This is a genomic window from Microbacterium hydrocarbonoxydans, from assembly GCF_023715885.1.
In the GTDB taxonomy this organism is placed as follows: Bacteria; Actinomycetota; Actinomycetes; order Actinomycetales; family Microbacteriaceae; genus Microbacterium; species Microbacterium hydrocarbonoxydans_C.
Map to the genome: position 1 here is coordinate 56,918 of NZ_JAMBOY010000002.1, position 20,392 is coordinate 77,309.

At 68.6% G+C, this 20,392-nt stretch carries 18 protein-coding genes; 5 read left to right on the forward strand and 13 right to left on the reverse strand.

Translation table 11 applies throughout. From position 1 onward, the window contains the following. A complete protein-coding gene (locus tag M3195_RS04580) occupies nt 1-1,194 on the reverse strand; it encodes a cysteine desulfurase family protein (RefSeq protein ID WP_374209305.1) in 1,194 nt (397 codons plus the stop codon). Nucleotides 1,195-1,302: 108 nt separating this feature from the next. Here M3195_RS04580 and glgX point away from each other — a divergent pair, with 108 nt between their 5' ends. The 3 genes from glgX to glgB all read left to right on the forward strand — a co-directional run bounded on the left by glgX (nt 1,303) and on the right by glgB (nt 7,712). Beyond that, nucleotides 1,303-3,375 (forward strand): glycogen debranching protein GlgX, encoded by a 2,073-nt coding sequence (glgX, locus tag M3195_RS04585; protein ID WP_251585382.1) that lies wholly within the window; start codon nt 1,303-1,305, stop codon nt 3,373-3,375. Between the two features lie 63 nt (nt 3,376-3,438). Further along, nucleotides 3,439-5,511, forward strand: coding sequence for an alpha-1,4-glucan--maltose-1-phosphate maltosyltransferase (locus M3195_RS04590; RefSeq protein ID WP_251585383.1), 2,073 nt, complete (start codon nt 3,439-3,441; stop codon nt 5,509-5,511). After that, nucleotides 5,508-7,712 carry a 1,4-alpha-glucan branching protein GlgB gene (gene glgB / locus M3195_RS04595; RefSeq protein WP_251585384.1) on the forward strand — a complete coding sequence of 735 codons (2,205 nt, stop codon included), beginning with the start codon at nt 5,508-5,510 and terminating at the stop codon, nt 7,710-7,712. Before M3195_RS04590 ends, glgB begins: the two co-directional genes overlap by 4 nt. Before the next feature lie 74 nt (nt 7,713-7,786). On the opposite strand, the gene M3195_RS04600 is transcribed toward glgB, so the two are convergent. Together M3195_RS04600 and M3195_RS04605 are read right to left on the reverse strand one after the other, a co-directional pair. Then, complete coding sequence (locus M3195_RS04600; protein WP_285885594.1) at nt 7,787-8,698, reverse strand: tetratricopeptide repeat protein; 912 nt, start codon at nt 8,696-8,698, stop codon at nt 7,787-7,789. A gap of 20 nt (nt 8,699-8,718) precedes the next feature. Further along, nucleotides 8,719-10,704 (reverse strand): glycosyl transferase, encoded by a 1,986-nt coding sequence (locus M3195_RS04605; protein ID WP_251585386.1) that lies wholly within the window; start codon nt 10,702-10,704, stop codon nt 8,719-8,721. A gap of 179 nt (nt 10,705-10,883) precedes the next feature. Between M3195_RS04605 and M3195_RS04610 the strand changes: the two genes are divergently transcribed. Next, the gene (locus M3195_RS04610) at nt 10,884-11,933 is read left to right on the forward strand and encodes an AI-2E family transporter (RefSeq protein WP_251585387.1); all 1,050 of its coding nucleotides are present in this window, start codon (nt 10,884-10,886) and stop codon (nt 11,931-11,933) included. Here M3195_RS04610 and M3195_RS04615 read toward each other — a convergent pair. The 9 genes from M3195_RS04615 to rpsB all read right to left on the reverse strand — a co-directional run bounded on the left by M3195_RS04615 (nt 11,930) and on the right by rpsB (nt 18,598). Next, complete coding sequence (locus tag M3195_RS04615; RefSeq protein ID WP_251585388.1) at nt 11,930-12,643, reverse strand: alpha/beta hydrolase; 714 nt, start codon at nt 12,641-12,643, stop codon at nt 11,930-11,932. The two genes, M3195_RS04610 and M3195_RS04615, sit on opposite strands and share 4 nt — an antisense overlap. Before the next feature lie 2 nt (nt 12,644-12,645). Beyond that, nucleotides 12,646-12,933: a hypothetical protein gene (locus M3195_RS04620; protein WP_251585389.1), complete on the reverse strand. Its 288-nt coding sequence runs from the start codon at nt 12,931-12,933 to the stop codon at nt 12,646-12,648. 9 nt (nt 12,934-12,942) lie between these two features. Continuing rightward, nucleotides 12,943-13,617: a transglycosylase SLT domain-containing protein gene (locus M3195_RS04625; RefSeq protein WP_251585390.1), complete on the reverse strand. Its 675-nt coding sequence runs from the start codon at nt 13,615-13,617 to the stop codon at nt 12,943-12,945. Between the two features lie 48 nt (nt 13,618-13,665). Further along, a complete protein-coding gene (locus M3195_RS04630) occupies nt 13,666-14,247 on the reverse strand; it encodes a DivIVA domain-containing protein (protein ID WP_251585391.1) in 582 nt (193 codons plus the stop codon). Next, nucleotides 14,247-15,401: a phosphatidate cytidylyltransferase gene (locus M3195_RS04635; protein ID WP_251585392.1), complete on the reverse strand. Its 1,155-nt coding sequence runs from the start codon at nt 15,399-15,401 to the stop codon at nt 14,247-14,249. Before M3195_RS04635 ends, M3195_RS04630 begins: the two co-directional genes overlap by 1 nt. Before the next feature lie 5 nt (nt 15,402-15,406). Beyond that, a complete protein-coding gene (gene frr, locus M3195_RS04640) occupies nt 15,407-15,961 on the reverse strand; it encodes a ribosome recycling factor (protein ID WP_096715987.1) in 555 nt (184 codons plus the stop codon). A gap of 63 nt (nt 15,962-16,024) precedes the next feature. Further along, nucleotides 16,025-16,741: a UMP kinase gene (gene pyrH, locus M3195_RS04645; protein WP_096715986.1), complete on the reverse strand. Its 717-nt coding sequence runs from the start codon at nt 16,739-16,741 to the stop codon at nt 16,025-16,027. Nucleotides 16,742-16,832: 91 nt separating this feature from the next. Further along, entirely contained in the window at nt 16,833-17,660 is an 828-nt protein-coding gene (gene tsf, locus M3195_RS04650; RefSeq protein WP_096715985.1) for a translation elongation factor Ts, read from the reverse strand. Between the two features lie 44 nt (nt 17,661-17,704). Beyond that, on the reverse strand, nt 17,705-18,598 hold the full coding sequence (rpsB, locus tag M3195_RS04655) for a 30S ribosomal protein S2 (RefSeq protein ID WP_251585393.1): 894 nt from the start codon (nt 18,596-18,598) through the stop codon (nt 17,705-17,707). Between the two features lie 307 nt (nt 18,599-18,905). On the opposite strand from rpsB, the gene M3195_RS04660 reads away from it, so the two are divergent. After that, nucleotides 18,906-19,433, forward strand: a complete 528-nt coding sequence (locus tag M3195_RS04660; RefSeq protein ID WP_251585394.1) for a murein hydrolase activator EnvC family protein — start codon at nt 18,906-18,908, stop codon at nt 19,431-19,433. Nucleotides 19,434-19,447: 14 nt separating this feature from the next. On the opposite strand, the gene M3195_RS04665 is transcribed toward M3195_RS04660, so the two are convergent. Further along, complete coding sequence (locus M3195_RS04665) at nt 19,448-20,350, reverse strand: tyrosine recombinase (RefSeq protein WP_251585395.1); 903 nt, start codon at nt 20,348-20,350, stop codon at nt 19,448-19,450. Nucleotides 20,351-20,392: the final 42 nt, after the last annotated feature.

The window sequence follows — 20,392 nt, forward strand, 5'->3', positions numbered from 1 at the left end:
CTACGAGCGCGCGGCTGAGCCGGACCCGGATGCCCTGGTGTAGGCGTCGGCGATCGACATCAGCACAGCGTCGACATCGGCATCCGTCGACGTGCGTCCCAGCGAGAAGCGCAGCACGCTCCTGGCGTCCTGTTCGCTGCGCCCCATCGCCGTCACGACGTGCGAGGGCTCGGCGACGCCCGCCTGGCACGCGGATCCGGTGGATGCGGCGACGCCGGCCATATCGAGCAGGAACAGCAGACTCTCGCCCACCGCGCCGGGGAACAGGAGGTGCGCGTTCCCCGGAAGGCGCTGGATCGGATCCCCGAGCAGTTCGGCCGTCGGCACGCGCGCGAGCACGCCGAAGACGAGCCGGTCGCGCAGAGCAGCGAGCCGCGCCGACTCGCCTTCTCGCTCCGTTTCCGCGAGTTCGAGCGCCGTCGCGAAGGCCGCGGCTCCCGCGACGTCCTGCGTCCCGGCACGCAGGTTCCGCTGCTGAGCCCCGCCGTGCATCAGCGCACTGAGACGAGCCGTCCGCGAGGTCACCAGCGCGCCGACGCCGACGGGGGCGCCGATCTTGTGACCTGCGACACTCATCGCCACGAGGCCGACCGCCTCCGGCGCATCCCCCCGCAGCTGTCGGAACGACAGCGGAACATGGCCGAGCGCCGAGACGGCGTCGAGGTGCAGCGGCACGTTCGCTGCCGCCGACGCGCGGGCGAGTGCATCGCCGTCGTTGAGGGTTCCGACCTCGTTGTTCGCGATCAGAGCGGTCGCGAGGGCGGCTCCCGGCAGCTCCCCGCGGAAGCCGTCGACGTCGATCGCCGCCAGTGCCGACACGGCGACCGGGCGGAGCACGGCGCCGTCCGCGACGAGCGCCGCCGCCGTATCCATCGTGGCGTGGTGCTCGGCATCCGGAAGGACGATCGCATCCGTGCCCGTCCGACGGGCGGCCCAGAGACCCTTCAGCGCGAGATTGATCGACTCGGTGCCGCCCGAGGTGAAGACCACCTCGATGGGGTCGCAGTCGAGCACGGCCGCCGCACGCTCGCGGGACTCCTCGAGCAGCCGCCTCGCGTCCTGCCCGGCGCCGTGGGTCGACGAGGCGTTGCCGACCACGTCGCTCGCCCGCAACCACGCCTCGCGCGCCTCGGAGCGCAGAGGGCTCGTGGCCGCGTGGTCGAGGTAATGCCGCATCTCTCCATCGTCGCGCATTTCGCACGCGTCGGCTCGCGCGGGGTCTCCGGGCACCGCAAGCGCACGAGGGATGGGACCGCATGCGCAAGATTCTGGCACTCAGGTCCAGACCTCTAGGGTGTACTCATGCCCGAGATTCGAGACAGCACCGTGCCCGGGGGATCCACCCTCGACCACCTCGGCGTCCGTCTTCACGACGGCGTCGGAACGCTTCGCATCTGGTCACAGAACGCATCCTCGGTCGAGCTGGTGATCTTCGACGCCGAGGACCTCGATTGGGCCACCGATCAGGTGGCCCTCGAGCGCCTCCCCGGCGGCGTCTGGGAGGTCACCACTCCCCTGCTGCAGCCCGGAACCCGCTATGCGATCCGCGTCGGCGGACCGCACGGCCCCGGCAACACCTTCAACTCCGAGACCCTGCTCCTCGACCCCTACGCCCGCGGGCTCGCCCAGGGCGGGGGCTACGAGGAGTGGCGGTCGGTCGTCATCGCCGACGGCTTCGATTGGGGCGATTCCGTCAAGCCGCGCATCCCGCTCGATCGCACCGTGATCTACGAAGGTCATCTGAAGGGGCTCACCAAGCGGCAGCCGGACATGCCGCCCGCGCTGCACGGCACCTACGCGGGCCTCGCGCACCCTGCGATGATCGAGTACTTCCACTCGCTGGGCATCACCTCGATCGAGCTGCTTCCGGTGCACGCGTTCGTACCCGAGCCCCGGCTTCTGGAACGTGGGCTCACGAACTACTGGGGCTACAACACCCTCAACTTCTTCACCCCGCACACCGCCTATGCGACGGAGGATGCCCGCAAGGGCGGGCCCGAAGCCGTCCTCGCCGAGTTCAAGGGCATGGTTCGCCTTCTCCACGAGGCGGGCCTCGAAGTCATCCTCGACGTGGTCTACAACCACACCTCCGAGGAGGGCATCGGCGGCCCGAGGTCGAGTCTTCGAGGCATCGACAACGCGAGCTACTACCGCCAGGACGCATCAGGGGTCTACATCGATACCACCGGCTGCGGCAACACGCTCAACACGGCGACGGATGCCGGCGCGCGCCTGGTTCTCGACTCGCTGCGCTACTGGGCGCAGGAGATGCAGATCGACGGCTTCCGCTTCGACCTCGCCACGGCGATCGCCCGGGATGGGAACCACGCGTACACGCCCGAGCACCCGCTGCTCACCGCGATCGCCGCCGACCCTGTGCTCCGCGACACCAAACTGATCGCGGAGCCCTGGGACGTGGGCCTCGGGGGGTGGCAGACCGGAAACTTCCCGTCGGGATGGCACGAGTGGAACGACCGCTATCGCGATCGGGTCCGCAACTTCTGGCTGAGCGACATCGACTACGCCCGACGGGCATCCGCCCCCGTCGGGATCGGCGGCTTCGCGACGCGCCTCGCCGGTTCGTCGAACACGTTCTCCGAGGAGCGCGGACCGCTCGCCAGCGTGAACTTCGTCACGGCCCACGACGGCTTCACCCTGCACGATCTCGTCTCGTATGACGTGAAGCACAACGAGGCCAACGGCGAGCAGAACCGGGACGGCGCCGACACCAACCGCGCCTTCAACCACGGGATCGAGGGGCCGACCGACGACTCGGCCATCCTCTCCGCACGCCGCAAGGCGATGCGCAACCTTCTCGGCACCCTCCTCCTGTCGGCCGGCATCCCCATGCTCACCGCGGGGGACGAGGTCGGTCGGTCGCAGCGCGGCAACAACAACGCCTACGCGCAGGACTCGCCCCTCACCTGGTTGAGCTGGGACCCGGAACCGTGGCAGGAGGACCTCCGCGCGCACGTCGCCCGTCTGATCGCGCTGCGCGAAGAGAACCCGGCGCTGCGCCCCAGCCGATACGCGCGGCTGGGCGAGCACATCCCGAACGCCTCGGTCATGGACTGGTTCGATCAGAACGGCGACACGATGGAGAGCGAGCAGTGGAGCGATCCGGGCAACCGGACCCTGCAGTACGTCGCCGCCTCGACACCCGACCGTGAAGCGGCGAACCGCATCCTTCTGATCGTGCACGGCACCGAGTCGCCGATCGACGTCCGGCTGCCCGATGTGCTCGACGACGCGACGCGATTCGTGTCGCTCTGGTCGAGCGCAGACGACCGCCCGGACGATCACGGCGAGGTGTACGCCCCGGGCGACGTGCTCCCCATCCCCGGCACGTCCATGCACCTGTTCCGCGTGGAATGATCCACGGCGCGCCGGTCGCTCGGCGCGCTACCCGCTGCCTGGCCGTCGCGGTACTGTCGGGGAGTGGCCGCACGCACGAGTACCCGCCCGAAGGCTTTCCGGAGTCCCGCTGAGATCCCCCTGCGCCCACTCGGCGCGGTGCAGGATCCGACCGACCTGCGCGCCGGCCGCATACCGCTGACGGCGGCGACACCGGCCGTGCCCGGAGGGTTCACGCCCAAGGCGTTCGCCGGCGAGGTGGTGCCGTTCGGAGTCGTCGCGTTCCGCGAGGGTCACGACCTGATCGGCGTCCAGCTGCGCCTGACCTCGCCCGTCGGCGAGGAGAGCCTGCACCGGCTTCAGCCCCTGGTGGACGGCACCGACCGGTGGGCAGCCGAGATCGCGCTCGACGTGCAGGGGACCTGGTCGTTCCGTTTCGAGGCGTTCTCGGATGACTTCGCGACGTGGGCCCATGCGGCCGAGGTGAAGGTCGCAGCGGGTGTCGATGTGCCGGTGATGGCCGCCCTGGGTGCCGACCTCCTCACTCGGGCTGCAGCTGAGAAGGACCGACCCGCAGCCCAGCGACGACTCCTCGCCGCCCTCGCTGCAGAGCTGCGCGCCGGCGACGCCGACCGCACGCTGGAGCTGTCGACCGATGCTGACCTCGCGCGCGTCTTCTCCGATAGACCGCTGACGACACTCCGCTCCGCATCCGACACCCGTCCCCTGCTCGTCGAGCGCACCGCCGCCGGCGTCGGCGCCTGGTACGAGTTCTTCCCGCGATCCGAGGGAGCGAAGCGCCTGAAGGACGGATCCATCAAGAGCGGCACCTTCCGCACCGCCGCGAAGCGCCTGCCCGCCGTCGCGGACATGGGCTTCGACATCATCTACCTCGTCCCCATCCACCCGATCGGCATCACGAATCGCAAGGGCCGCAACAACACGCTCACCGCGGAGGCCGGGGACCCCGGGTCGCCGTACGCCATCGGCGCGGCCGAGGGCGGGCACGACGCGATCCATCCCGAGCTCGGAACCCTGGCGGACTTCCGCGCCTTCGTGCGCGCAGCCAAAAAGGAGGGTCTGGAGGTAGCACTGGACCTCGCGCTGCAGGCCTCCCCCGACCACCCCTGGGTCGCCGAGCACCCTGAGTGGTTCACGACGCTCCCCGACGGCACGATCGCGTTCGCCGAGAACCCTCCGAAGAAGTATCAGGACATCTATCCGCTGAACTTCGACAATGACCCCGCGGGCATCTACGCCGAGATGCTCCGCATCGTGCAGCACTGGGTGCGTCAGGGAGTGAAGATCTTCCGTGTCGACAACCCGCACACCAAGCCGCTGCAGTTCTGGGAATGGCTGATCGCCACGGTCAACGCCGCCGACCCCGACGTCATCTTCCTCGCCGAGGCGTTCACGAGGCCCGCAGTGATGCGCGCACTCGCCGCGGTCGGGTTCCAGCAGAGCTACAGCTACTTCACCTGGCGCAACACCAAGGCCGAGCTCGAGGAGTTCCTCGGCAGCATCTCGCACGACACCAGCGACTACATGCGGCCGAACCTCTTCGTGAACACGCACGACATCCTCACCGAGTATCTCCAATTCGGCGGCAGGGCCGCGTACCGCATCCGCGCGTGCATCGGCGCCACCGCGGCTCCGGTCTACGGGGTGTACGCCGGCTACGAACTGTTCGAGAACGTCGCTCGCCCCGGCTCCGAGGAGAACATCGACAACGAGAAGTACGAGTTCAAGCTGCGGGACTGGGATGCCGCGGAGCAGTCGGGCGACTCTCTCGCCCCGCTGCTTCGCCGTCTCAACGGCATCCGTCGTGAGCATCCGGCGCTGCGTCAGCTTCGGAACCTCTCGGTGCACTGGAGTGACGACGACGCCATCCTCGTCTACAGCAAGCATCTCGACGCCGCCTTCACCGGCACGGGGGCGTCCGACACGATCATCGTCGTCGCCAACGTCGACCCGCATTCGGTGCGCGAAACGACCGTGCACCTCGACACCACGGTCTGGGGTGTCACGCCCGGCGAGCCGTTCGACGTCGAGGACCTGCTGACGGGCGCCGTCTGGACCTGGACGGATCACAACTACGTGCGCCTCGACGCCTTCGCCGAACCGGTGCACATCCTGAAGGTGAGGGGACGAGCATGAGCGACGTCGAAGACGCGACCGCATCGACGGAGTGGGGCTCCGTCGCCGCCGGCACACACCACGATCCGCATTCCGTCCTCGGCGCGCACCCCTTTGCCGACGGGGGCGACGGCACCGGCACCGTGATCCGCGTGCGACGCCCGCTCGCGTCGACCGTCGCCGCCGTGTTCCGTGACGGCACCCGCCTGGATCTGCACCACGTCGCGCACGGGATCTGGGAGGCGCAGCACGACGGCTCCCCCGTCGCATATCGCATCGCCACCTCGTACGGCGAGGACGAGGAGACGGTCGTCGGCGATCCGTACCGGCACCTGCCAACGCTCGGAGACCTCGATGTGCATCTCATCGCCGAAGGACGTCACGAACGCCTCTGGGAAGTGCTCGGATCACACGCGAGAGACGTCGACGGCGAGCCAGGAGTGTCATTCGCGGTGTGGGCGCCCAATGCCACGGCCGTGCGCGTCGTCGGCGACTTCAACGGGTGGAACGGCGAGGGCCACGCGATGCGCTCCATGGGCGTGAGCGGCCTCTGGGAGCTCTTCATCCCCGACGTCTCCGTCGGCTCGACGTACAAGTACGAGATCCGCACGCGCGACGGCTCCTGGATCTTCAAGGCCGACCCCATGGCGCAGGCCGCCCAGACACCGCCCGAGACGGCGTCGATCGTCACCGCCTCCTCGTACGACTGGTCGGATGGAGCATGGATGACGCGCAGAGCGGCCACGCATGCCGTGGCGCAGCCGCTGGCGGTGTACGAGGTGCACCTCGGATCGTGGCGGTCGGGACTCGGCTACCGCGAGATCGCCGATCCGCTGATCGAGCACGTGACCGAGGCGGGCTTCACGCACGTCGAGTTCATGCCCTTGGCCGAGCACCCGTTCGGCGGCTCGTGGGGCTACCAGGTCAGCGGCTACTACGCCGCGACGAGCCGGTTCGGCTCACCCGACGATCTGCGGTATCTCATCGACCGGCTCCACCAGGCCGGCATCGGCGTGATCATGGACTGGGTCCCCGGCCACTTCCCGAAGGACGCGTTCGCACTCGCTCGGTTCGACGGGCAGCCGCTCTACGAGCACCCCGACCCTCGTCGCGGCGAGCACCAGGACTGGGGCACGCTGATCTTCGACTACGGACGCCCCGAGGTGCGCGGGTTCCTCGTCGCGAATGCGCTGTTCTGGCTGCAGGAGTTCCACGTGGACGGCTTGCGGGTGGACGCTGTCGCATCGATGCTCTATCTCGACTACTCGCGGAACGCCGGCGAATGGGAGCCGAACATCCACGGCGGACGCGAGAACCTCGAGGCCATCCGGTTCCTGCAGGAGGTCAACGCGACCGCGTATCGCCTGCACCCCGGCATCCTCATGATCGCCGAGGAGTCGACCAGCTTCCCCGGCGTCACCGCGCCCACGGACCACGCCGGCCTGGGGTTCGGCTTCAAATGGAACATGGGGTGGATGAACGACTCGCTCCAATACATCGAGCGCGACCCGATGTACCGCGCGCATCATGAGGGCGAGATGACGTTCTCGTTCGTTTACGCGTTCGGGGAGAACTATCTTCTACCCATCAGCCACGACGAGGTCGTGCACGGCAAGGGCAGCCTGTTGTCGAAGATGCCGGGAGGTCACTGGCACAAGCTCGCGAACGCACGCGCCTATCTCGCCTACATGTGGGGGCATCCTGGCAAGAAGCTGCTGTTCATGGGGCAGGAGTTCGGCCAGCTCGCGGAGTGGTCGGAGTCGCGGGAACTCGACTGGTGGCTGCTCGACCAACCCTCCCATGCGCAGCTGCAGCAGTTCGTCAGCGAACTCAACCACGCCTACCGAGCACAGGCGCCCCTCTGGGAACGCGACAACGAGGCGTCGTCGTTCTCACGCCTCGGGGCCCCCACCTGGGACCCCACGGTCATCGCCTTCGAGCGGCGCGACGCACACGGCGGCCGAGTCGTCGTCATCAGCAACTTCGCCGGCGTGGAGCGCACGGGCTACCGACTCGAGTTCCCCCGCGCAGGCGTCTGGCAGGAGATCCTGAACTCGGATGCCGCCGTGTTCGGCGGTCGCGGATCGGGCAATCTCGGCATGGTCGTCGCGGAGAGCGTCGACGGCGAGCCGCCGGTCGCGTCACTGACACTGCCCGCGCTCTCGACGATCTGGCTGCGCTTTCAGAACGACCCGCACGTCCCGACCGTGAACAACGGCTGAAGCTGCCGGACAGTCGAAGAGGGCGGCGAGACCACGGTCTCGCCGCCCTCTTCGCGTACGTGGTGACGACGGCGTCAGAACAGCAGAGACGACAGGCGGTTGCGAGCCGAGACGACCCGCGGGTCCGCGGCGCCGACGAGCCCGAACAGCTCCACAAGACGCTCCCGGACCGGCGTGCGCTGATCCGACGGCAGCTGTGCGAAGAGCTCGAGCAGCCTCGCGAATGCGTCCTCGACGTGCCCACCGGCCAGATCGAGGTCGGCGACATCGAACTGCGCCTGTACGTCGAGGGGTGCGGCGGCGGCAGCGGCCCTGGCCTCCTGGAGGTCGAGCTTCTGGACGCGGTCGAGCAGACGCACCTGGCCGAGGCCCGCGATCGCATCCTCGTCACGCGGGTTCTCGGCGAGTGCCTTCTCGTACGCGGTGATCGCCGCGGCGTAGTCGCCCACTTCGATCGCCGCGAACGCCTCGGCATGCAGAGGCGGAAGGGGCGGCTCAGCATCGGCCTCCGCCCCTTCGGCCTCCGAACCGCCGATCGGAAGCGTGCCGGTCACACCGTTCTGAGCGGCGACCTGGAGCAGCTGCGCGAACACCTCGCGTACCTGCTGCTCCGGCACGGCGCCGGTGAACATCGGCACCGGCTGTCCTGCGATCAGCGCGACCACCATGGGGATCGACTGCGCGCGGAACCCCTGCGCGAGCTGCGGGTTCGCGTCGACGTCGACCTTCGCGAGCAGGACCCGTCCACCGAGTTCCCTGGTGACCTTCTCGATGATCGGGCTCAGCTGCTTGCATGGCCCGCACCACTCGGCCCACAGGTCGACGACGACGGGGACCGTGCGCGAGATCTCGAGGATCTGCCCGAACGACTCGTCGGTCGCGTCGACGACCACGTCGGGCAGCACGCCGGCGCCGGCTGGAGCGGTTCCCGAAGGAGGCGCGGCCGGGCGGTTGCGCAGGCTCGACAGGTCGACGGCGCCGCGCATCGCGGCAGGAGAGATATCGGTCACTTGATCACCTCGACGGAGAGTAGGTCCTGACGGACGGCGAGAAGCTTGATCTGCTCCGTCGATCCCTGCGCGGGGACGGAGAAGAACAACTGGAACTCATACTTCGTGGTCACGCCCTTGGCGGACTCGGTCACTCCCGTGAGCGCCTTCGCCTGCACGTTGTCGCCGAAGCGGATAACGGCGTCGGCCGACGTCGGAGTCACGCTCTCGGTGTCGATCAACGAGACGCTGACGATCGCGCCGCTTCCCAGGGTCGTCATCGATACCGGTGCGGAGTCGGCCGGAACGATGTCGAAGGAGGTCTGCGACGTCTCCGCAGCTCCGTTGTCGGCAAGGTTCTGCACCACCGCCTGGCGACTGTCCCTGATGGACTTCGCGAGGTTCAGAGCGTTGTCATCGAAGAGGCCGTACGACGGGCTCTGCTCGGCGGCATCCACGACATCCGAGAAGGCTGCCGCGAGTTCGCCGGGGGGCAGACCGAGGAAGGCCGAGTCCGCAGGCACGAGCGATGTTCCCAGCCACGACGCCGCGACGTCGGGGAACACGGCGTCCGCCGACATCTCCGCCATGTTGGTGACCTTGTAGTTCGACCACGGATCCTGCTGGGTCATGGTCAGGATCACTGGGGGAACGGTGTCGTCGCCCTGGCTCTTCGAGAGCATGAGCACCGTGCGCGGCCAGCGATCGGTCGCCTCGGGAAGAACGACCTCCACATCGTCGGTGGGGATCACCGCAGGGACGGGTGTCTCGGGGACTGCAGTCCGCAGGGCGTACTCGGTGGTGCGGGCCGCTAGTGCCGGTCCGTCGAGGCGAGTTCCCGCGAGATCGATGTCCATAGCAGTGTCTGCCTCGGCGAGCGTGGCGGAGGCCTCCTGGAGGATGCGCTTCGCCTGTGCCTCGGTGACCGCCGGCGGCTTCTGGTTCTCGGGAGCGATGACTGTCTCGCTCGGCGACGGCGTCGGCGAGGCCTGATCGAACTGCGGCCACGAGTCCGGCGAGCATCCCGTGGCGAGGACGGCGGTGAGCGCGACCACCGGTAGCGCCAGCATCCGGCGTCGACGCCAGGGCAGCTGCGCGCGGTTCTCCGAGCGCTTCTCGTCGGTCGGGTCGCCGCCCGAGGCGGCGGATTCGTCGGTGGCTCCGCTCTTCGCTTCGGTGGACGGCGTGTCGGCATCCGAGGCCGAGGACTCGATGGCGGCGCGGTCGGCCGGGGGCAGCTGCGCCAAATCGATCGGCTCGGTCGCAGGCAGCGGCCCGAGGCCCTTGCGGCGGGGACCGCGGCCGCGCCGCTGGTGTCGGATGGCGAGAATGTAGAGCACGAGTCCGACCGCGAGGACGATCGCCCCGGCGGTCAGGAGCGGACCGGCGAGCGGCGTGGAGTTGTCGAGCGGCCACGAGACCGCGATGTCGTCGGGCGCTTCCCGCGTGCCGTCGTAGGCGATGAGGACGCTCACGCCGTCGGGAATCTGCATATCGGCGATCAGCGAGTCGGTGTCGGTGAATGAGTCGAGCCACAGATCCGATCCGACGGGACTGCGGCCAGCTCCTTCGGCGGCCTCGCCATCTGCGGTCGTGTCGTCGGCGGCTGCTCCGTCAGCGGCGGGGGTCTCCGTCGGCGCCGGGGTGGGCGTTGCACCATCGGAGTCGTCCTCAGGCCCCCCTGCCGCGACGTGTTCGACGTCGAGGCCGCCCTCGTCTCCCACCGTGACGTGGTTGTAGTCGGCGTCCGCGAGCCACGCCTCCATGTCGGCGGTCCGGCCGTATGCCGCGAAGATGTCGCCGTCACCGCGGACGAGCAGCGTCTGCGCGCCCGGGTTCTCGCGAAGGACTTCGCCGTCCAGAAGCACGAACGGAGCCGGCTGATCCACGTCGACGCTGACCTTCTGACTCGACGGGCCCATGAACACGGTGCGCTGGGCGATGCCCGCGCCGATCAGTCCCGCGGCCAGGACGAAGGCCACGACGGCCCATACGAAACGCACGAATAGTCTCCTCACGCGCCCCGGACGCACGCCCGAGTCGCAACACTCGACATTTCAGACTAGCGAAATCACCTGTGTGTTGCCCACGAGGGCGAGGCGACGGCGGAAGCGGCACGTCGCGCCGCGGCTCCGTCGGCGCGATGGATAACCTTGAGCAACCGGATCCCCGAGGAGTACAGATGAAGATCCACAATCCCTTCCGCTCCGCCCTCGTGGCGACGCTCGGAGTGGGACTGGGGATCCTGCTCATCACCAGTGTGCAGAGCCTCTCCACGGTGCTCCTCTACGTCGGCACCGCGCTGTTCCTGAGCCTGGGGCTCGACCCCCTCGTGTCGTTCCTCGAGCGGCGGCGGCTCCCCCGCTGGTCCGCCGTGCTCGTCACCATCGTCGCCGTGCTCGGCATCTTCGCCGGGATCATCCTCATCGTCATTCCCGTGCTCGTCGATCAGATCTCACAGCTCGTGAGCCAGATCACCGTGATCGTCAGTCGCCCCAGCCTTCTGAGCGACATCGAGGAGTGGATCACCGGAGCGTTCCCGAACCTCGACGTCGAGCGCGTGCTGCAGGAGGCGCAGGCGTGGGTCATCGCGAACCTGGGCGACATCACCAACCGCGTCATCAACGCGAGCCTATCCGTCGTGACCGGTCTGTTCGGCGCGTTCATCGTGCTGATCCTGACGATCTACCTGACGGCATCGACGCCGTCGCTCAAGCGAGCCGTGTACCAGCTCGCGCCGGCGTCGAAGCGCGATCGCTTCATCGACCTCTCCGAGCAGATCACTGACTCGGTGGGCTACTACGTCATGGGCCAGGTCTCGCTCGGCGTGATCAACGGCGTGCTCAGCATGATCTTCCTGTCGATCATCCAGGCGCCTTTCCCCGCCGTGCTCGCCGTCGTCGCGTTCTTCTTCTCGCTGATCCCGCTCGTCGGTACGCTCACCGGGTCCACCCTCATCGTCCTCGTCTGCCTGATCCCCGGCCTCGGCTCCCCCGCGACCGCGATCGCCGCCGCGATCTACTACCTGATCTACATGCAGATCGAGGCCTACGTGGTCTCCCCCCGCATCATGAGCCGAGCGGTGTCGGTCCCCGGCGCGGTCGTCGTCGTCGCGGCGCTGGCCGGCGGCAGCCTGCTCGGACTCCTCGGGGCGCTCATCGCGATCCCCGTGGCCGCCAGCATCCTGATCATCTACCGTCAGGTGCTGATCCCGCGGATGAACGAGCTCTAGGCCGGTGGCCATTCCGTCGGCAGCGGCAGGGCCGCCGGGTTGACAGCCGCGACGATCTCGGTGAGCACACAACGGGTCTGGCTCTCCCCCACCCAGAGGTGCTTGCCGCCCTCGACCGCGATGAGCTCGGCGTGCGGGATCGCGGAGAAGCGCTCGCGCGCCTCGTCCGGGCGCAGGTAGTCGTCGAGCTCCGGCACGAGGACGACGACCTTGCGTCCGTCGCCCGCCCAGGCGGCCACCTCGTCGTCGGTGGCGCGGTGCAGCGGCGGTGACAGCAGGATCACTCCCTCGACATCGTGCTCGCGTCCGTACTTCAGCGCGAGTTCGGTGCCGAACGACCAGCCGAGCAGCCACGGGCGCGGAAGCGCTCGCTCGCGCACGAACTCCATCGCCGCCGCGACATCGAGCCTCTCCGATGCCCCGCCGTCGAAGGCGCCGTCGCTGGTGCCGCGGGGCGAACTCGTCCCTCGCGTGTTGAATCGCAGCACGGCGAGGCCGGCGAGGGCCGGAAGTCGCGCTGCGGCCTTCCGCAGGATGTGCGAGTCCATGAAGCCACCGGCCGTCGGCAGCGGATGCAGCGTCACGAGAGTGGCGAGCGGTTCAGCGGTCTCCGGGAGCGACAGCTCGCCCACCAGGGTGAGGTCATCCGCCGTGCGGAGTTCGATGTCCTCTCGACGGGCGGGCAGTTCCAACGGTCCACGGATTTCCATGCTCACCCGATCCTCCAACAGTGCGAATGCCAGTGTCTGCGCGCAGCCAGATCCGCCGCGTCCCCGAGCACGCCGTCGGCGCGCCACACGACGACGTGCGCCGTCCCCGGAGCGATGACGCGCCCACAGCCGGGACAGCTGTACTCCTTCTGCGCCTGGACCGATGAGACGGGCTGAACCGTCCAGTCGGCACCGCGACGCGTCTCGGTGCGCTTCCAAGAGGAGAGCAGGCGCTCGAGGGAGTCCTCGGCGTCAGGGCGCGCCGGACGCCGTTTGCGCGAACGGGGCATGGCCCGAGCTCACCACCAGTGGTTCTTGGTCCAGAACGCGTGAGCGCCGGCCCAGCTGCCGTAGCGACCCGTCGCGTATCCCGTGGCCCAGCGGAGGTTGTCGACGGGGTCATAGCCGTTACCGGGCACCTTGCTGCACGGAAGGGCCTGGACGAGGCCGCATGCGCCGGAAGACTTGTTCGTCGCGTTCGGGTTCCAGCCGCTCTCGCGCGACACGATGTAGTCGACGTATCCCCAGTCGGACTCCGCGATCCCGGCAGCCGCCATCCACTCGGCCGGTGCGCCACCACCCGTGTAGAACAGCGGTCCCCCGCCGCCTGAGCTCGACTTCTCAGTGGTGCTGGCGGCCACGGTCGGGGTCGGCGTGGGCTTCGGGGTCACGTACACCGAGAACGTGCCGCGCTGCACGGGCGCGATCTCCGCGCCCTCGACCGCCACCGTGATGTTCTGCGTGTCAGCCAGTGCCGCCGCGTACGCAGACTCGGGGCCGGCCTCCACGGGCTGTTCGGCGAGCGCCACTCCGGTCGGGGCGACCATGGCCGCGGCGAACCCGACGACCGCAAGAGCGCTGAAGAACCCTACGATCCCCCGGCGTCGCGTGCCGACGCGCGGCGAGAGGACTCGCGATGCGGGCACCGGCGAGCGATCGTTGCGATGGGTGAGCATGTCGTTTCGGGAGTTCACGATAGGGGGCAGTCTACCCAACCCGATAGGGATGGAGCACGGAAACGTTCAGCGAACGGCCAGAATCACGTCGATGGTCGCGTCGAGGAGGGCGTCGACCTGTTCTTCGCGGTAGCCGCCCCGCTGCATCCGGAACGCCGCGCCTCGCAGTTGCTCCGCGGTCAGCGGTTCGCCGTCGCGAAGGTAGCGGACGATGCGGGCGGCCACGTGGTCGACCTCGTCGACGCGATAGCCGAACGTCAGGACTCCGGTGCGCGCGAACCGTTGACGCTTGGGACGGGCCAGGTGGTCCAGAATGACCTGCGCCTCCGCCCTGGCCTCCTCGACCCAGGCCCCGGCGCCCTTCTCGCGCACCGACTGCTCGCGGGCGCGGCCGGCGAGAGCATCCTCCACCCTCCCCAGTGCCGCATCGACCTCCGCGATCACGTACCCGTTCTTCACCAGCGGGAAGGACGCCACCCGGACATCGGCTGCGGTGAGGTCTCCGCCGCCCTCGAACGCCGTGCGCGCGGCGGCGAGGAAGGTGTCGACGGCGGCGCGGTGATACCCGCGCGTACGTCCGGTCGTCAACGAGAAGGCCGGACGAGGATCGGCGATCGCCGTCGGGTCGGTTCGTTCTTCTGTAGCCATCACAGCACCGTCCAGGAGGAGAAGAGGAAGTAGAGGCAGAGAGCGGGGATCGTCGACGGAAGGATGCTGTCGAGCCGGTCGAGCAGACCCCCGTGCCCGGGCAGCCAGGAACTCATGTCCTTGATACCGAGGTCGCGCTTCAGCATGGACTCGCCGAGGTCGCCCAGGGTTGCGGACAGGAGGATCGCGGCTCCGAAGATCACTCCGATCCACCACGGGAGGTGGAGCAGGTAGATCGCGAGCAGCACACCGGCGGCGATCGAACCGACGACGGCCCCGCCGAAGCCCTCCCACGTCTTCTTCGGGCTGATGCGCGGCGCCATCGGATGCCGTCCGAACGCCAGACCGGCCGCATACGCACCGGTGTCCGCCACGACGGCGATCACGATGAAGCTCAGCACCCACCACTCGCCACCCTCCTGACCGAGGAGGATCAGCGCGACGGCGGCGAGGAACGGCACGTAGATCTGCACGAACCCGCCGATGACGGCGTCCGCCAGCACGTCCCCGTAGGTGCGTCCGTCCTTGGCGACCATCTGCGCCATGAGTCGCCACACCACGACGAAAGCGACCGCGAGGAACAGCGTCACCCAGACGAGCCAGACGTCGAGGAAGTACGCGGAGAGCACGAGGCATCCCGCAGCGATGAACTGCGGGACGAGGTCGACCCGGCGACCGGAACCGCGCAGCGCGAGCGAGAGTTCGTAGACCCCCAGCAGCGCGGCCGCCAGCGCGAACGGAACGAAGAGAACCTTGATGAACAGCAGCGAGGCGAGCAGTGCGGCGCCGAAGGCCAGGCCGATGAGGATCGCCAGGATCAGATCGCGCCCCGTCCGCTCCTTGATGCGCTCGTTGGCCAGGTCGATCTGGTCGCGTGCGTGAGAGACGTGGTTGCCGAACTCGTCGCGTGCGGCGCGCCACTGCTCGCGGATCGCGTTGTGGTCGGTGGTCGCGAGCGTCGGCGAAGGCACGATCTGCGGCTCCGCTCCCGCGGGTTCTACCGGCATCGGTGGGCGGGGCGGGATGCTGTCGGCGTCGAACCCGGGAAATGCGGCGTCACCCAGAGGGGCTCCGTCTGCAGCAGACGCCGAGCCGCGCACGTCGCGGCGCGTCTGCGGCGAATCGGGTCCTTCACCGGTGCGATCGTCGGACATCCCGCCTACACCTCGAGGAGTTCGGCCTCTTTGCGCTTGAGAGCGTCGTCGATGAGGTCGACGTGCTGGCGCGTGATGACGTCGAGCTCCTTCTCGCCGCGGGCGATCTCGTCCTCGCCGAGATCGCTCTTGAGTGCGTCCAGCTCGTCCTTCGACTTGCGGCGGATGCCGCGGACGTGGACCTTCGCGTCCTCCGCCTTCGACTTCACGAGCTTGACGTACTCCTTGCGGCGCTCGGCCGTGAGCTCGGGCATGGTGACCCGCACGAGGTTGCCGTCGTTCGTCGGGTTCGCACCCAGGTTCGGCATGTCGCGGATCGCCTGCTCGATCGCCTTGAGCGCCGACTTGTCGTACGGCGTGATGATGAGGGTTCGAGCCTCCTGGTTGGCCAGGGAGGCGAGCTGCGCGAGCGGGGTCGGCGTGCCGTAGTAGTCCACCAGGACCTTCTGGAACAACTGCGGGTTCGCCCGCCCGGTGCGCACCGTGGAGAAGTCCTCCTTGGCGGCTTCGACCGCCCGCGCCATGCGAGTGGTGGTTTCAGCGAGGACGTCCGCGATCACGGTGGCTCCTATCGTCGGGGTGTTGAAGAATTCTATCGGGCCGGGCGCGGAACGCCCGTCACGTCACGCGGTGACCAGTGTGCCGATCGGCTCGCCGAGCAGCGCCTTGGTCACGTTGCCGGCGGGCTCCATGCCGAACACGCGCATGTCCATGTTGTTGTCCATGCAGAGGCTGAAGGCGGTGGAGTCGACGACCTTGAGTCCGCGTTGCAGGGCGTCGCGGTAGGTGACGCGGTCGATGCGCTCGGCATCCGCGTGCTTGTTGGGATCCGCGGTGTAGATCGCGTCGACGCCGTTCTTGGCGACGAGCACCTCTTTCGCGCCGATCTCGAGCGCGCGCTGCGCGGCGACGGTGTCGGTGGAGAAGTACGGGAGTCCGGCGCCGGCACCGAAGATGACGACGCGGCCCTTCTCCATGTGGCGCTCCGCGCGGCGCGGGATGTACGGCTCGGCGACCTGGGTCATCGAGATGGCGGACTGCACGCGAGTCGGTGCGCCGGCCTGCTCGAGGAAGTCCTGAAGCGCGAGCGCGTTCATCACGGTGCCGAGCATTCCCATGTAGTCCGCGCGACCACGGTCCATGCCGCGCTGACTCAGCTCGGCTCCGCGGAAGAAGTTCCCGCCGCCCACGACGATGGCGATCTCGACGCGGTCGACCGCCGCGGCGATGTCGCGCGCGATCTGACTCACGACGTCGGGGTTGACGCCGAGCTGTCCGGCGCCGAACGCCTCGCCGGAGAGCTTGAGCAGGACGCGGCGGCGTCCGGTGCGTTCGGTCATGGGTGTTGTCCTCTCGTCCCGATTCAAGATAGTGCCTCGTGGGCATGAAGAAGGGGTTCGGACCACGTGGATCCGAACCCCTTCGACCGTGCTACGCGCCGACCTTGAAGCGCGCGAAGTCCGTCACGGTGATACCGGCGTCCTTCGCCACCTGGGCGACGGAGAGCTTGTTGTCCTTGGCGTAGTCCTGCTCGAGCAGTGCGACCTGCTTGATGAACGCGGAGACGCGGCCCTCGACGATCTTGGGCAGAGCCGCTTCCGGCTTGCCCTCGTTGCGGGAGATCTCGGTGACGATCTCGCGCTCCTTCTCGACAGCTTCCGCCGGCACGTCCTCGCGGGACAGGTAGGACGGGTTGGCGAACGAGATGTGCTGCGCGATGCTGCGCGCGGTCTCGGCGTCGTCACCCGAATACGCGACGACGACGCCGATCTGCGGCGGCAGGTCCTTGCTGGTGCGGTGCAGGTAGACCTCGACCTTGTCGCCGGTCACGGTGCGGACCTGACGCAGCTCGACCTTCTCGCCGATGATGGCGGCCTCTTCCGAGATGACCGTCTCGACGTTCTTGTCCCCGGCCGGAGCCGCGAGCGCGGCCTCGACGGAGTCCGCCTTGACGGCGGCGACGGCGTCGGCGACCTTGTCGGCCAGCGCGATGAAGCGCTCGTTCTTCGCGACGAAGTCGGTCTCGCAGGCGAGCTCGATCAGCGTCACTGCGCCGTCCTGCTCGCGAGCGACGACGAGGCCCTCGCTGGTGGAACGGTCGGCGCGCTTGGCGTTGCCCTTCGCACCCTTCAGGCGCAGGATCTCGGTGGCCTTCTCGACGTCGCCGTCGGCCTCCTCGAGCGCCTTCTTGGTGTCGACCATTCCCGTGCCGAGCTGCTCACGCAGCGCCTTGAGGTCGGCGATGGTGAAGTTGGCCATGTGTGGTGGCTCCTTGCTTCGTGATGTGTGTGGTGGTCGCGGAATTACTTGGCGTCTGCTGCCTCGGCGGCGGCGACCTCGGCGGTCTCCTCGCCGGAAGCGTCGGCGATCGCCTCGTCGTGAGCCTCGGCGCCTGCGGCGTCGGCGGGCGTCTCGGCGGTCTCAGCCTCGGTGACCTCCTCGGCGGGAGTCGCGAGGAGCTCCTTCTCCCACTCGGCCAGCGGCTCGGCGTCGCCCGACTCGGGGTTGTGCTTCTGCTGCAGACCCTCGGCCGCGGCGTCGGCGATGATGCGCGTCAGCAGGGACACGGAGCGGATCGCGTCGTCGTTGCCGGGGATCGGGTACTGGAAGTCGTCGGGGTCGGCGTTCGTGTCGAGGATGCCGATGACCGGGATGCCGAGCTTCTTGGCCTCGTCGATCGCGAGGTGCTCACGCTTGGCGTCGACGACCCAGAGGGCGGACGGCGTCTTGGTGAGGTTGCGGATACCGCCGAGCGACTTGTGCAGCTTGTCGAGCTCGCGCTTCTTGAGCAGCAGCTCCTTCTTGGTGAAGCCCGACGCGGCGGGGTTCTCGTAGTCGAGCTCCTCGAGCTCCTTCATGCGGGCGAGACGCTTCGCGATCGTGGAGAAGTTGGTGAGGAGGCCGCCGAGCCAGCGCTGGTTCACGAAGGGCTGGCCGACACGGGTCGCCTGCTCCGCGAGGATCTCCTGCGCCTGCTTCTTGGTGCCGACGAAGAGGATGGTGCCGCCGTGCGCGACCGTCTCCTTGACGAAGTCGTAGGCCTTGTCGATGTAGCCCAGCGACTGCTGCAGGTCGATGATGTGGATGCCGCTGCGCTCGGTGAGGATGAAGCGCTTCACCTTCGGGTTCCACCGACGGGTCTGGTGTCCGAAGTGCACGCCGCTGTCGAGCAGCTGGCGGATGGTGACCACAGCCATGGTCGTCTCCTTGTTCTGGCGCGAGCACACGCCGTTGAGGTTTGTCGAACCGATCGGACGATCGGATTCCCTGGTGCCCGGCGCACTCCCGCCCGTTCGAGAACGGGACCTGTGGGAATGGATGCCGCGACCGGAGTCGCTGTGGGCACGCGTAGTCACCCCGATATCGAGGTGCTCCTCCAGCATACAGGATCGCCCGGCCTGACTCCTCCTCCACCACCGGCGGTAGATGGGCGGTTCTCCCCGCATCCGTGGAGCGCGCGGGACGCGGCGCCGAAACCTCTGCGGCGGCCTTCAAGCTGTCGTCATGAGACACCGACTGGCACTCGCGGTACTGCTCGTGATGGCGCTGCTCCTGCTCTTCCAGCCGGGTCGAGCCGTCGGCGACGGGGCGACGCCGCCCGATCGCGGCGAGTACCCACGGTGGCAGTGGCCCGTCGAGGCGCCGCACGAGGTCGTCGAGCCCTACCGCGCGCCCGCCCATCGATACGGTGCGGGACATCGGGGCATCGATCTCCGTGCGGACGTCGGTTCTGAGGTGCGCGCTCCCGCCGACGGCCTCGTCGCCTTCCGCGGGGTCGTGGTGGACCGCCCCGTGCTGACGATCGAGCACGCCGGTGCGCTCGTGTCGTCGTACGAGCCGCTGGCATCGGACCTCGCCCCCGGGACGGCGGTCTCGGTCGGCGATGTCATCGGAACGGTGGCGGTCGGCGGTCATGCTGTCACCGGCACACTGCATGTGGGCGTCCGACTTCGAGGCGACTACGTGAATCCGATGCTGCTGTTCGGCGACGTGCCGCGAGCGGTGCTGCTCCCCTGCTGCGACGACGGATGATCCGGTCGGCCGGATCAGGCGCGCGGATGAGCCAGGCGGTAGGTCGCGGTGAGCCGCTCCGACGACACGTGCGTGTAGATCTGCGTCGTGCCGAGACTGGCGTGGCCGAGGATCTCTTGCACGGCACGGAGGTCGGCTCCACCGTCGAGCAGGTGAGTGGCCGCCGTGTGGCGCAGAGCGTGCGGTCCGACGGTCTCCGCTCCGACGAGAGGAGCGAGCACCTCGGCGACCAGTGTGTAGATCGCGCGTGGCCCGATCCGACCGCCGCGCGCGCCCAGGAACAGCGCCGGCGACGTCGCCGACGCTCGTGCCGCGAGCGTCGGACGCCCTCGAGTGAGATAGGCGCCGATGGCGTCGCGAGCGGGTGCACCGAAGGGAACGACCCGCTCCTTCTCGCCCTTGCCGAGTACGCGCGCGGTGCCGCGGTCGAGGTCCACGTCGTCGACGTCGAGGCCGCACAGCTCAGAGACCCGGATACCGGCGCCGTAAAGGAGTTCGAGCGTCGCATGATCACGGAGCGCGACCGGGTCGCCACTCGACGCGACTGCGCGCTGCGTATCGAGGAGCGCCGTCATGGAGTCCTTCGACGCGACGGTCGGCAGTGTGCGTCCGCGCTTGGGCGCTACCAAGCGGAGGCTCGGGTCGTGAGCGATGAGCTCCTGCTCCTGCGCCCAGGCGAAGAAGGACCTGACGGCTGCGGTCCGCCTGGCGAGCGTCGAGCGGGCATCGCCCCTCTGGGTCGCTGCCCACAGCCAGTCACGCAGGTCTTCCAACGTCACCTGATCGACGGACGCCTGGCCGACTGCCGCCGACAGATCGCGGAGGTCGGAGCGATACGCCCGAACAGTGGCGGGAGAGAGTCGACGCACCCGATCGAGGTGATCGACGAATGCCGACGCCGCCGCGCTGAGCTCCATATGGAGAGCTTGCCGCGGATCTTCCCGTTCCCGCGTCAGCCT